The sequence below is a fragment of the Tumebacillus sp. BK434 genome (genome assembly GCF_004340785.1).
Taxonomy (GTDB): Bacteria; Bacillota; Bacilli; order Tumebacillales; family Tumebacillaceae; genus Tumebacillus_A.
This window is the reverse complement of sequence record NZ_SLXS01000012.1, coordinates 17,964-30,156: the sequence shown is the minus strand read 5'-3', so window position 1 is coordinate 30,156 and position 12,193 is coordinate 17,964. Positions and strand designations below refer to the sequence as shown.

The window sequence follows — 12,193 nt, the reverse complement described above, 5'->3', positions numbered from 1 at the left end:
GGGAAGGAGGTTTTTACACATGGTGATGACTGATCCGATCGCAGATATGCTGACTCGTATCCGGAACGCGAACATGGTTGGTCACGAGAAAGTTGAAATCCCGGGCTCCAACCTGAAGAAAGCAGTCGCCGAAATCCTCAAGAACGAAGGTTTCATCCGTGACGCTGAATTCATTCCGGACAACAAGCAAGGGATCATCCGCGTATTCCTCAAGTACGGTGCAAACAACGAGCGTGTTATCACTGGCTTGAAGCGCATTTCCAAGCCGGGCCTGCGCGTATACGCGAAGTCGAACGAAATCCCGCGCGTTCTGGGTGGTCTGGGTATCGCAATCCTGTCCACTTCGAACGGTCTGATGACCGATAAAGATGCTCGCCGTTCCCAAGTTGGCGGCGAAGTACTCTGCTACGTTTGGTAATAAAAGCTTCTTACGATTGGAGGTGTAACTTGTGTCTCGTATCGGTAGAAAAGTAATCGAATTGCCGGCTGGTGTTGAGGTAACTCAAAACGGCGCTGTCGTGACCGTAAAAGGTCCGAAAGGCACCCTGACTCGCGAATTCCATAAGGATATGGCGATCAAGGTAGAAGGCACTCAGGTGGTTGTCGAACGTCCGTCCGACAACAAGCTGCACCGCTCCCTGCACGGCACCACCCGTTCCGTCCTCAACAACATGGTAGAGGGCGTATCCAAGGGCTTCGAGAAGAACCTCGAACTCGTGGGCGTTGGTTACCGTGCCGCGAAAGCGGGCGACAAAGTAACTCTTTCCCTCGGTTTCTCCCACCCGGTTGAAATCGTTCCGGAAGAAGGCATCGAAATCGATGTTCCGGCAGCTACCAAGCTGACCATCAAGGGCATCAACAAGGAACGCGTTGGCCAAGTGGCTGCACAGATCCGTTCCCTGCGCGAACCGGAGCCGTACAAAGGCAAAGGTATCAAGTACGAAAACGAAGTCATCCGCCGCAAGGTTGGTAAGACTGGTAAGAAATAATAGCATGAGACATGCAATCCTTGCATGAAGGGAGTGAATCTCGATGATCACCAAAGGTGACAAGAATAAAGCTCGTAAGCGCCGTCACTTCCGCGTACGCCGTAAGGTAGCGGGTACCGCTCTGCGCCCGCGTCTGAACGTTTTCCGTTCCACCAAGCACATCTACGCACAAGTAATCGACGATGCTACCGGTGTAACTCTCGTTTCCGCTTCGACCGTTGACCCGGCTCTGAAAGGCCAGTTCGGCCACGGCGGCAACATTGAAGCTGCTACGAAAGTCGGCGAACTCGTTGCGAAGCGCGCTCTTGAAAAAGGGATCTCCAACGTGGTATTCGACCGCGGAGGTTACCTCTACCATGGCCGCATTGCAGCTCTGGCTGCAGCAGCTCGTGAAGCTGGCCTCGAATTCTAATCATCTTGCAAAAAAGGAGGGAAACCTTAATGCGTATCGATCCGAACCAACTCGAACTGTCTGAGAAAGTCGTCGCAATCAACCGTGTTGCGAAGGTCGTTAAAGGCGGTCGACGTTTCAGCTTCTCCGCTCTCGTTATCGTAGGCGATGGCAACGGTCACGTCGGCGCAGGTCTCGGCAAAGCTGCTGAGGTGCCGGACGCTATCCGTAAAGGCATCGACGATGCGAAGAAAAACCTCGTCTACGTTCCGCTCGTAGGCACCACCGTGCCGCACGACATCCTGGGACGCTTTGGCGCTGGTAAAGTTCTGATCAAGCCGGCGAAAGAAGGTACCGGTGTTATCGCGGGCGGTCCGGCTCGCGCGGTCCTCGAACTCGCAGGCGTTAAAGACATCGTTACCAAATCTCTTGGTTCTTCCAACTCCATGAACATGGTTCACGCAACCCTCGACGGTCTGAAGCGCCTCAAGCGCCCGGAAGACGTTGCGAAGCTGCGTGGCAAGTCCTTGGAAGAAATTCAGGGTTAAGGAGGGGATATCACAATGGCAAAGTTGGAAATCACCCTCAAGAAGAGCCCGATCGGCCGTCCTGAAGACCAGAAAGTTACCGTGACGACCCTGGGCCTGCGCAAGCTGAACCAGACCGTTGTTCACAACGATACGCCGCAAATCCGCGGCATGGTCAACAAGGTGCAACACCTCGTTGAGTACAAAGTAATCGACTAATCAAGCATCAAAGTAAAGAGGAGGTGCATCGGGATGAAATTGCATGAGCTCAAACCGGCTGAAGGTTCGAAGCACGTTCGCAAGCGCGTAGGCCGCGGGATCGGTACCGGCAATGGCAAAACTGCCGGCCGTGGTCACAAAGGTCAAAACGCTCGCTCCGGCGGTGGCGTTCGTCTGGGCTTCGAGGGCGGTCAGACTCCTCTGTTCCGTCGTCTGCCGAAGCGCGGCTTCAACAACTCGGTATTCGCTACCGTGTTTGCTGAAGTGAACGTTGCGAAGCTGAACAAGTTCGAAGCTGGCACTGTTGTAACCCCTGGACTGCTGAAAGAAGCAGGTATCGTCAAGAACCTGCATGACGGCGTTAAGATCCTGGGTAACGGCGAAATTACCGTAGCTCTTACTGTGCAAGCACAGGCTTTCTCCAAGTCTGCGATCGAGAAAATCGAAGCTGCTGGCGGTAAGGCTGAGGTGATCTAATGTTTACGACGATCGCGAACATTTGGAAAGTGTCCGATCTGCGTAATCGAATTTTGTTCACCCTGCTCATGATTCTGGTATTCAGGATCGGGAGTTTTATCCCGGTCCCGAATGTCAACGCAAAAGCACTCGCTGAGATCGGGGAAAACCCGATCTTCGGGATGCTTAACACGTTCTCGGGTGGTGCGCTCCAGAACTTCTCCATCTTCGCAATGTCGATCACCCCGTACATCACGGCGTCGATCATTGTCCAGCTCCTCGGCATGGGCGTGCTCAAGAAGTTCGAGGAATGGCAAAAAGAAGGGGAAGCCGGACGTAAAAAGTTGGCACAGATTACGCGATACGGTACAATCGTACTGGGTATGATCCAGGCTTTCGGCCTGTCCGTAACCTTTAACAACCAGCTTCCGGGACTTATTACCGATACAAGCTGGACGGGGTACGCACTCATCACGCTTACGCTGACAGCCGGTACGGCGTTTCTGATGTGGCTCGGTGAACAAATCACCGAGAAGGGCATCGGCAACGGGATCTCGATCCTCATCTTTGCAGGTATCATCGCAGGGGTGGAGCGCGGGGCCCGCACGATCTACGAGACTTGGTTCTACAACCAGGACCAGCTCGGCATGAGCTTCGTCAAACTCGGGATACTGATCGTCGGTATCGTGCTTTTGATCGCAGCGATCGTGTTCGTACAACAAGGTGTGCGCCGCATTCCGGTGCAGTATGCGAAGCGTGTTGTTGGGCGTAAAATGTATGGTGGGCAATCCACTCACATCCCGCTCAAGGTAAACGCCGCAGGGGTTATTCCGGTGATTTTCGCATCGTCCCTGCTGATGTTCCCTGTAACGGTCGCACAATTCCTTCCGTCTAACGCTGTGACGGATTGGATTCATTCACGGCTCGCTTTCGGCCAGCCGTTGTATGTTGCTTTTGAAGTGATTCTGATCATTTTCTTCACCTACTTCTACACGTTCGTACAGATCAACCCTGTGCAGCTGTCGGATGGCATGAAGAAAAATGGCGGCTTCATCCCGGGTATCCGCCCCGGCAAGCCGACCGAGCTGTTCATCACTCGGGTTATGAATCGCATCACTCTTTCCGGCGCACTCTTCCTCGCTGCCATCGCTTCGATGCCGGTCGTGTTTATGAGTGCAACGGGCTTGAATCTGTTTTTCGGCGGCACTGGTCTTCTCATCGTCGTCGGGGTTGCTCTTGAAACCATGAAACAAGTGGAAAGCCAGCTCCTGCAACGCCACTACAAAGGATTTATCCGCAAGTAGTGAAAGAGACGGCATGGCCCGAAACCAGAAGTCTTTGACAATGGAGGGATGATGGATGCAAGTCATCTTCATGGGATTGCCTGGTGCAGGTAAAGGCACGCAGGCAGAACGCATCGTCTCCGAGTTCGGGATCCCTCACATCTCTACCGGTGACATGTTCCGGGCGGCGATTGCAGAAGCGACTCCTCTTGGACTTCAGGCGAAGTCGTTCATGGATCAGGGGCTCCTCGTTCCAGACGAAGTCACCATCGGGATTGTGCGTGAACGATTCCAAAAGCCGGACTGCGAAAAAGGATTTCTCCTCGATGGTTTTCCGCGTACGCTGGCACAGGCAGAAGCGCTCAGCGCCATGCTTGTCGACCTCGGCCGTGAGATCGACGTTGTCATTAACCTGACTGTCGCTCGTGAAAATCTCTTAGCGCGTTTAACCGGTCGTCGGATTTGCAAATCCTGCGGCGCAACCTACCACGTCATCTTTAACCCTCCGGCGACGGAAGGCAAATGTGACAAGTGTGACGGCGAGCTCTACCAGCGCTCGGACGACACTACGGAAACGGTTGCTACCCGCCTGGATGTAAACATCAAGCAATCCGAACCAATTTTGGCTTACTACGAAGCCAAGGGTCTGCTGAAAACTATCGATGGCGAACAAGCGATCGATGAGGTATACAAGCAAATCTCTTCCATTCTACGAGGTGTGGAATGATCGTCAGTAAGTCCAATGTAGAGCTGGATTTGATGCGTGAGGCAGGACGGATCGTTGCGTTGACACACAAAGAGCTGCAAAAAGCAGTTCTTCCGGGGATCACCACGAAGGAACTTGACCAGATTGCTGATGACTTCATCCGCAAGCAAGGTGCGCTTCCTTCCTTCAAGGGGTACCACGGGTATCCAGCTTCTATCTGTGCATCCGTCAATGAAGTGATCGTCCATGGGATCCCGGGCAACCAGGTTCTCCAGGAGGGCGACATTATCTCCATTGACATCGGTGCGAACATCCACGGCTTCCACGGCGACTCCGCCTGGACGTACGCGGTCGGCCAGATCAGCGAGACGGCGCAGAAGTTACTCGACGTAACGGAAGCAGCCTTGTTCAAAGGCTTGGAACAAGCCAAAGACGGCAACCGGCTTTCTGATATCGGCCACGCGGTGCAAAAGTACGTGGAATCGCACGGGTTCTCGGTCGTACGTGAATTCGTTGGCCACGGCATTGGGCGACAAATGCATGAAGACCCGTCTATCCCGAACTATGGCCCGCCCGGGCGTGGACCACGACTGAAGACCGGCATGACGCTGGCGATTGAGCCGATGGTCAACGTCGGCAGCTTCCACACGAAGACGCTCCAGGACGACTGGACGGTCGTGACAGCTGACGGCTCGCTGGCCGCTCATTTTGAGCATACAGTGGCAGTTACTCCTGACGGACCGGACATCTTGACGAAAGCGTAAGGTGAACAGGATGCTTCATCCGATGCGTCCCCATCTTGGGCAGTTCGTCATGGTGACTCAAGGCAAAGAAACAGGTAACTACGCGGTCATTGTTGGGATTGCAGGTCCGAAGACCGTTTTGCTGGCGGACGGTGCGAAGCGTAAAAGCGACGCTCCCAAGCGCAAGAATCGCGCGCATATCCAGCTGCTTCCTCATCTTGATGAATTGCTGGCAGCCGAGCTTGAGCAAAAAGGTCAGGTGCAAAATGCGTTGTTGCGCGGTTGCCTGAACCGATTCAAACGATCGTTTGTACAGAGTATTGATGAAGCGAAGAGAGGAAGTGACCCTAGTGGCGAAAGATGATGTCATCGAAGTGGAAGGAACGGTCATCGAACCGCTTCCGAACGCAATGTTTCGAGTGGAACTGGAAAACGGACACAAAGTGCTCGCACATGTATCTGGCAAGATTCGAATGCACTATATCCGGATTCTACCGGGGGACCGTGTAACCGTTGAATTGTCTCCGTACGATTTGACGCGTGGCCGGATTACCTACCGCTACAAATAAGGACTTACGATTGGAGGTAATCGCAATGAAGGTACGTCCTTCTGTTAAGCCGATTTGCGAAAAGTGCAAGATCATTCGTCGCAAAGGCGCCGTTATGGTCATTTGCGAAAACCCGAAGCACAAGCAAAAACAAGGTTAAGTTTCAACAGAGCGTAGAGCGGCTGTCCCGTTCCGCTCTGACGGAACTCTGGGAACTGCGCTGCTGTTGTTTCCTATAAACTAAGCACATCGATGATTACTTGGGAGGTGTACACGCACATGGCACGTATTGCAGGTATCGATATCCCGCGCGACAAGCGTGTGGAAATCAGCTTGACCTACATCTTCGGCATCGGCCGTAAGACCGCGAACAAGGTCCTCGAAGCTACTGGCGTTAACAAAGACGCTCGCGTAAAGGATCTGACTGAAGATGAAGTCAACAAGATCCGTGAATATATCGACAAGAACGTCAAGGTTGAAGGTGACCTCCGTCGCGACATCGCTTTGAACATCAAGCGCCTGATCGAGATCGGTTCCTACCGTGGGATCCGTCACCGCCGCGGTCTTCCGGTTCGCGGTCAACGCACCAAGACCAACGCTCGTACCCGTAAGGGTCCGCGCCGCACTGTAGCAGGCAAGAAAAAATAATAAGGGGGGAAACTGACACATGGCAAAAGTTAAAGGACGCGGTAAAGGTGCTACCACCCGTACCAAACGTCGTGACCGTAAGAACATTGAAGTTGGCGTAGCTCACATCAAGTCGACTTTCAATAACACGATCGTTACCATCACCGACATGCAAGGCAACGCGATCTCCTGGGCTACTGCCGGCGGCCAAGGCTTCAAAGGCTCCCGTAAGTCGACCCCGTTCGCAGCTCAAATGGCAGCAGAATCTGCAGCTAAAGTTGCGATGGAACATGGAATGAAGTCCTTGGAAGTCTTCGTAAAAGGTCCGGGCGCTGGTCGTGAAGCAGCGATTCGTTCCCTGCAAGCAGCAGGCCTCGAAGTTTCCATGATCAAAGACGTCACTCCGATCCCGCACAACGGTTGCCGTCCGCCGAAGCGCCGCCGCGTATAACGTTGGCGCTTCTCTTCTGTGTGTAAGAAGACACGGAAACCTTTAGCAACAGAGTATGATTCTAACAGGAGGTGTCAATACTAGAATGGCAAGATACACCGGTTCTGTTTGCCGTTTGTGCCGCCGTGAAGGCGTTAAACTGTATCTGAAAGGCGAACGCTGCTATACCGACAAGTGTGCCATCGACCGCCGCGCTTACGCGCCGGGCCAACACGGCCAGGCTCGCAAGAAGGTATCGGAATACGGTACCCAACTGCGCGAAAAGCAAAAAGCACGTCGCGTCTACGGCGTCCTTGAAAAGCAATTCCGTGCATACTACGAAGAAGCTAGCCGCCGCAAGGGGATCACAGGTGAAACCCTGCTGCAGATTCTGGAAAGCCGCCTGGATAACGTTGTGTATCGCTCCGGTTTCGCTGCTTCCCGTCCGGAAGCTCGCCAAATCGTGAAACACGGCCACATCCTCGTGAACGGCAAGCGCGTCGACATTCCGTCTTACCTGACCAAGCCGGGCGACGTGATTGCGTTTTCCGATAAAGCACAAGATGTTCCGCGCGTGAAGGAACTCTTGGAATCTGCTGAATCCAAAGCGGTGATCGCGTGGCTCGAGAGAGACCTGAACACCAAGTCTGCGCGCATCGTTCGCGTTCCGTCTCGTGACGAAATCGACGTTCCAGTTGCAGAACAAATGATCGTCGAACTTTACTCTCGCTAAGATTTGAGTGTACTCGGCAGACTATCACCCTCAGCTGCGCAAGTCTCACCGGAATGTTCGAGTTGTCGAGAAGGAGGGTTACGTGAATGATTGAAATTGAAAAGCCGAGAATCGAGACTGTTGAGATCAACGAAAGTGGCACGTACGGGAAGTTTGTGGTGGAACCGCTGGAACGCGGCTACGGCACCACGCTGGGGAACTCTCTGCGCCGCATCCTGCTCTCTTCCTTGCCGGGCGCTGCTGCGACCAGCGTGAAGATTGAAGGGGTGCTCCATGAGTTCTCCACCGTCCCGGGCGTCGTCGAAGATACAACAGAGATCATCTTGAATCTCAAACGGCTTTCGCTCAAAATCCATTCCGACGAGGAGAAAACGCTGACGATCGACGCGGAGGGACCGGGCGCGGTCACCGCCGGCGATATTCGTGTGGATTCCGACGTTGACGTGCTCAACCCGGACCTGCATATCGCCAATTTGGCCGAAGGCGGCAGACTCTTCATGGAGATTACGGCGAACCGTGGACGCGGCTATGTTCCGGCTGACCGTAACAAGAAAGAAGACATGGAGATTGGCGTGATCCCGATCGACTCCATCTACACGCCGATTGAACGCGTGAACTACTCCGTAGAGAATACTCGCGTCGGACAGGTAACCAACTACGACAAGCTGACCCTCGAGGTCTGGACGGACGGAAGCATTCGACCTGACGAAGCGGTGAGTCTGGGTGCGAAGATCCTCACAGAGCACCTGATGTTGTTTGTAGGCCTGACCGATAAAGTACGCGATACGGAGATCATGATTGAGAAGGAAGACGATAAGAAAGAGAAAGTTCTTGAGATGACGATCGAAGAACTGGAACTTTCCGTTCGCTCCTACAACTGCTTGAAGCGTGCTGGCATCAACACGGTTCAAGAGCTCTGTTCCAAGACAGAGGAAGAGATGATGAAAGTCCGCAACCTCGGACGCAAATCGCTGGAAGAAGTTCAGGAGAAGCTCGCTGAGCTCGGTCTTGGCCTTCGCAACGAAGACTAATCATCTCCTTTGCTACTTTTTTTGAGGAGGAGGGAAACAACACATGGCATACAGAAAACTGAACCGCCGTTCCGGTAACCGTAAAGCGCTGTTCCGCAGCCAGGTAACCGACCTGTTCATCTATGAGCGCATCCAAACTACTGAAGCGAAAGCGAAAGAACTCCGTTCGGTAGCTGAGAAGCTGATCACGCTGGCAAAGCGTGGCGACCTGCACGCTCGCCGTCAAGTCGCAGCTTTTGTTCGCCCGGAAATCGCAGACGCGACCACCAACCAGGACGCAGTGCAAAAGCTGTTCTCCGAGATCGCTCCGCGCTTTGCTGATCGTCAAGGCGGCTACACCCGCATCTTGAAGATCGGACCGCGCCGCGGTGACGGTGCACCGATGGTGTACCTCGAACTCGTATAATGTTCCTTACGAGGTTTGCTGCAACTGCAAACCTCGTTTTTGATTAACGAACGGTGTGAGCGGAGGGACTATGCGGAACATCAAACTGACGATCTCGTATGACGGGACCGATTTTCACGGCTTTCAGACTCAGCCCAACCTGCGCACGGTGCAGGGGACGCTGCAGGCGCGTCTGGAAGAGGTGGTCGGACACCCCGTTTCGATCATCGGCTCGGGGCGAACCGATGCCGGCGTGCATGCGCGGGCGCAAGTGGTCAACTTTCACACTTCCTCGCGCGTTCCGGTGGAGAAGTGGCCGATCGTCTGCAACGTTAAGCTGCCTGACGATCTGGTCGTCCAGGACGCCACAGAGGTGCCTGAGGACTGGCATGCGCGTTTTTCCGCCCGGGGGAAGGTCTACCGCTACCAGTTTGACCGCGGCGCTTATCCGGACGTGTTTACGCGCAAGTACGCCTATCACTATCCCTACCCGATTTGCGTCGAGCGGATGATCGAAGCGGCAACTCATCTCGTGGGTCGTCATGATTTCACCAGTTTCTGTGCTGCCAACACGCCGGTTGAAGACAAAGTGCGCACGCTTCACGCTGTGGACCTCCGGGAAGATGGTCACCTGCTCACGGTGACCTGCCGCGGTGAAGGGTTTCTGTACAACATGGTGCGGATCATCGCCGGCACGTTGCTCGATGTCGGCCGCGGCAAGATTGAACCGGGCGCGATCCCTGATATTTTGCTTGCGCGCGACCGCAAATTGGCCGGGGTGACCGCTCCGGCCCATGGCTTAACGATGTGGCAAGTTCTGTACGAGTGATATGTCTTGACATTTTGGCTTGACCAAAGTAGAATTGACATTGGTATTTTACAGCCCTTGCTAATCCCACTAGCCCCGGCTTTTAAAATACAACAAGTTTCAGGAGGGAATTACTATGCGTACAACGTACATGGCGAAACCAGGCGCTGTGGAACGCAAATGGTACATCATCGACGCTGAAGGTAAAACCGTTGGTCGTCTGGCAACTGAAGTTGCTTCTATCCTTCGCGGTAAACATAAACCGGAATTCACCCCGCATGTTGACACCGGTGATTTCGTGATCATCATCAACGCTGAGAAGGTTGTCTTCACCGGCAAGAAACTGACCAACAAGATCTACTATCGTCACTCCCTGTATCCGGGCGGTCTGAAGCAAACCACCGCTGGCCAAATGCTGGCTACCAAGCCGGAGCGCGTGCTGACCTTCGCAATCAAGGGTATGCTCCCGCATAACTCCCTTGGTGCGCAGCAGCTGACCAAGCTGCGCGTATACGCAGGTACCGAGCATCCGCATGCAGCACAAAACCCGATTCCGTGGGAATCGAAGTAAGAGGGAGGTTAGCACACAATGGCACAAGTTCAATACTGGGGCACTGGTCGTCGTAAACACTCCGTAGCTCGCGTACGTCTCGTACCGGGTGAAGGCAACGTGATCATCAACAACCGCACCATGGATCAATTCTTCGGCGGTCTCGAAACCCTGAAACTGATCGTAAAACAGCCGGGCAACCTGACTGAGACCATCGGCAAGTACGATGTGATCGCAAACGTTAAAGGTGGCGGCTTCTCCGGCCAAGCTGGCGCAATCCGTCACGGGATCTCCCGTGCGCTGCTGAAAGCTGATCCGGAACTGCGTGGTTCTCTGAAGAAGGCAGGCTTCCTGACTCGTGACCCGCGTATGAAAGAGCGTAAGAAATACGGCCTCAAAGCTGCTCGTCGCGCTCCGCAGTTCTCCAAGCGTTAATTGTCGGACCGTACTACAGCTTTCCAAAGAAGGATACCCGTCTGGGTGTCCTTCTTTTTTTGTGCCTGTCCGCATACGATTCCTATGAAGGAGGGATTGCGGATGTGGAAACGAGGCAAGATGCCGGTCTGGCGGTTTGGCGTCTATGTAGTCTTGTTTTTGATCGGCTCGATTGGGCTGTATACGGGGACCTTGCAATGGCTGACGGAGCCGTCCTCGCTGTCGTGGACGATGCCGCTCAGCGGGCAGGTGATCGTGCTCGATGCCGGGCACGGCGGAGTCGATCCCGGCGCGGTCAGCGAGTCGGGCGTGCTGGAAAAAGAGATCACGCTACAGGTGGCGATGCGGGTGCGCGAGTATCTGCAGCAGGCCGGGGCGCACGTGATCATGATCCGGGAGGAGGATCTCGATCTGGCGCCTGAAGATCTAAAGGGTTACAGCCGCCGAAAAAGTCAAGACTTAAAGGAGCGGGCGCGCATCATTCGCGAGTCGGATGCAACGATCTTCATCTCCCTGCACTGCAACGCCATCACGTCGGCCAAATGGTCGGGGGCGCAGACGTTTTACGACACGGAGTTTGACGACAGCAAGCAGCTCGCCGAGCATGTGCAGGTGGCGCTTAGTGAAATGGTCGATACGGTGCGCGGCGTCAAGAAGCGGGAAGACCTCTACCTGCTGAAAAACGCCGACAAACCGGGCGCGTTGGTGGAGCTTGGTTTCCTCTCCAATCCGGAGGAAACGGAGCTCATGCAAAGCGCCAACCACCAGAAAAAATTAGCCCTGAGCATTTACAAGGGCATCCTTTCGTACTACGCTGAGAAATAAATCACACTCTACACGGACCAGGAGGCGCAGAACATGAACAAGAAAGTCTACAGGGGTCGCTTGGGGGCGGCCGTGCTTTGTCTCGTTTTGCTCGGCGGAGCGGCGGGATGCGCTCCACAGCCAGAGCCGGCCAAAGAGACGAGCACTGCCAAGGCGGAGCTGAAACTGGAGACGGAGAAGTCGGTCTATCCGTATCTGGTCTTTCAAAATGTCGGACAGGGCGACGCGGAGGACGTGCGCGTCTTTGAGGCAAAAGGCGGGCAAGAGCTGACTGCGCTGGGCGTCAGTGAACACGAGAAGCTGATCCCGGCCCAGAAGCCGCTCACGTTGGCGCCGGGAACGGGTGTTCATTATCAGTTGCTCAGCCGGGACTTGCGGGAGTACACGGTGAAATGGACGGAGGAAGGTCAGGCGCATCAGATGCAGATGACGCTGAAAGAGCCCGGCCATATTGAAACACACTAGGCAACGCGCTGGGAAATGCAAGCGGAAACTCATGAGAGCAGG

22 protein-coding genes are annotated in these 12,193 nt (G+C 54.4%); all 22 read left to right on the top strand.

The annotated features are described in order from the left end of the window. The first annotated feature begins 19 nt into the window (after window positions 1-19). Window positions 20-418, top strand: coding sequence for a 30S ribosomal protein S8 (gene rpsH, locus EV586_RS19410; protein WP_132946733.1), 399 nt, complete (start codon window positions 20-22; stop codon window positions 416-418). 31 nt (window positions 419-449) lie between these two features. Continuing rightward, on the top strand, window positions 450-989 hold the full coding sequence (gene rplF, locus EV586_RS19405; RefSeq protein ID WP_132946732.1) for a 50S ribosomal protein L6: 540 nt from the start codon (window positions 450-452) through the stop codon (window positions 987-989). Window positions 990-1,032: 43 nt separating this feature from the next. After that, window positions 1,033-1,401 carry a 50S ribosomal protein L18 gene (rplR, locus tag EV586_RS19400; RefSeq protein WP_132946731.1) on the top strand — a complete coding sequence of 123 codons (369 nt, stop codon included), beginning with the start codon at window positions 1,033-1,035 and terminating at the stop codon, window positions 1,399-1,401. A gap of 29 nt (window positions 1,402-1,430) precedes the next feature. Continuing rightward, complete coding sequence (gene rpsE, locus EV586_RS19395; protein WP_132946730.1) at window positions 1,431-1,928, top strand: 30S ribosomal protein S5; 498 nt, start codon at window positions 1,431-1,433, stop codon at window positions 1,926-1,928. Between the two features lie 15 nt (window positions 1,929-1,943). After that, the gene (rpmD, locus tag EV586_RS19390; protein ID WP_087456466.1) at window positions 1,944-2,126 is read left to right on the top strand and encodes a 50S ribosomal protein L30; all 183 of its coding nucleotides are present in this window, start codon (window positions 1,944-1,946) and stop codon (window positions 2,124-2,126) included. 33 nt (window positions 2,127-2,159) lie between these two features. Further along, window positions 2,160-2,603 (top strand): 50S ribosomal protein L15, encoded by a 444-nt coding sequence (rplO, locus tag EV586_RS19385; protein ID WP_132946729.1) that lies wholly within the window; start codon window positions 2,160-2,162, stop codon window positions 2,601-2,603. Then, the gene (secY, locus tag EV586_RS19380) at window positions 2,603-3,886 is read left to right on the top strand and encodes a preprotein translocase subunit SecY (RefSeq protein ID WP_132946728.1); all 1,284 of its coding nucleotides are present in this window, start codon (window positions 2,603-2,605) and stop codon (window positions 3,884-3,886) included. Before rplO ends, secY begins: the two co-directional genes overlap by 1 nt. Window positions 3,887-3,941: 55 nt before the next feature. Next, complete coding sequence (locus EV586_RS19375; RefSeq protein WP_132946727.1) at window positions 3,942-4,592, top strand: adenylate kinase; 651 nt, start codon at window positions 3,942-3,944, stop codon at window positions 4,590-4,592. Beyond that, entirely contained in the window at window positions 4,589-5,335 is a 747-nt protein-coding gene (gene map / locus EV586_RS19370) for a type I methionyl aminopeptidase (protein ID WP_132946726.1), read from the top strand. Before EV586_RS19375 ends, map begins: the two co-directional genes overlap by 4 nt. Before the next feature lie 22 nt (window positions 5,336-5,357). Further along, a complete protein-coding gene (locus tag EV586_RS19365) occupies window positions 5,358-5,678 on the top strand; it encodes a KOW domain-containing RNA-binding protein (RefSeq protein WP_132946725.1) in 321 nt (106 codons plus the stop codon). Continuing rightward, complete coding sequence (gene infA / locus EV586_RS19360; RefSeq protein ID WP_132946724.1) at window positions 5,665-5,883, top strand: translation initiation factor IF-1; 219 nt, start codon at window positions 5,665-5,667, stop codon at window positions 5,881-5,883. Before EV586_RS19365 ends, infA begins: the two co-directional genes overlap by 14 nt. Before the next feature lie 25 nt (window positions 5,884-5,908). Next, entirely contained in the window at window positions 5,909-6,022 is a 114-nt protein-coding gene (rpmJ, locus tag EV586_RS19355) for a 50S ribosomal protein L36 (RefSeq protein ID WP_018131305.1), read from the top strand. A 119-nt stretch (window positions 6,023-6,141) separates the two neighbouring features. Further along, the gene (gene rpsM, locus EV586_RS19350) at window positions 6,142-6,510 is read left to right on the top strand and encodes a 30S ribosomal protein S13 (protein WP_132946723.1); all 369 of its coding nucleotides are present in this window, start codon (window positions 6,142-6,144) and stop codon (window positions 6,508-6,510) included. Window positions 6,511-6,529: 19 nt separating this feature from the next. Continuing rightward, entirely contained in the window at window positions 6,530-6,940 is a 411-nt protein-coding gene (rpsK, locus tag EV586_RS19345; RefSeq protein WP_132946722.1) for a 30S ribosomal protein S11, read from the top strand. A gap of 85 nt (window positions 6,941-7,025) precedes the next feature. Continuing rightward, the gene (gene rpsD, locus EV586_RS19340) at window positions 7,026-7,652 is read left to right on the top strand and encodes a 30S ribosomal protein S4 (protein WP_132946721.1); all 627 of its coding nucleotides are present in this window, start codon (window positions 7,026-7,028) and stop codon (window positions 7,650-7,652) included. Between the two features lie 86 nt (window positions 7,653-7,738). Then, a complete protein-coding gene (locus EV586_RS19335) occupies window positions 7,739-8,683 on the top strand; it encodes a DNA-directed RNA polymerase subunit alpha (RefSeq protein WP_132946720.1) in 945 nt (314 codons plus the stop codon). A gap of 43 nt (window positions 8,684-8,726) precedes the next feature. Next, a complete protein-coding gene (gene rplQ / locus EV586_RS19330) occupies window positions 8,727-9,089 on the top strand; it encodes a 50S ribosomal protein L17 (RefSeq protein WP_132946719.1) in 363 nt (120 codons plus the stop codon). A 70-nt stretch (window positions 9,090-9,159) separates the two neighbouring features. Beyond that, window positions 9,160-9,897 (top strand): tRNA pseudouridine(38-40) synthase TruA, encoded by a 738-nt coding sequence (gene truA / locus EV586_RS19325; protein WP_132946718.1) that lies wholly within the window; start codon window positions 9,160-9,162, stop codon window positions 9,895-9,897. Window positions 9,898-10,012: 115 nt separating this feature from the next. Then, entirely contained in the window at window positions 10,013-10,447 is a 435-nt protein-coding gene (rplM, locus tag EV586_RS19320; protein WP_132946717.1) for a 50S ribosomal protein L13, read from the top strand. A gap of 18 nt (window positions 10,448-10,465) precedes the next feature. Next, window positions 10,466-10,861, top strand: a complete 396-nt coding sequence (gene rpsI / locus EV586_RS19315; protein WP_087456480.1) for a 30S ribosomal protein S9 — start codon at window positions 10,466-10,468, stop codon at window positions 10,859-10,861. Window positions 10,862-10,963: 102 nt separating this feature from the next. Next, on the top strand, window positions 10,964-11,686 hold the full coding sequence (cwlD, locus tag EV586_RS19310; protein ID WP_132946716.1) for an N-acetylmuramoyl-L-alanine amidase CwlD: 723 nt from the start codon (window positions 10,964-10,966) through the stop codon (window positions 11,684-11,686). A gap of 33 nt (window positions 11,687-11,719) precedes the next feature. Then, window positions 11,720-12,151 (top strand): hypothetical protein, encoded by a 432-nt coding sequence (locus tag EV586_RS19305; protein ID WP_132946715.1) that lies wholly within the window; start codon window positions 11,720-11,722, stop codon window positions 12,149-12,151. Window positions 12,152-12,193 lie beyond the last annotated feature (42 nt).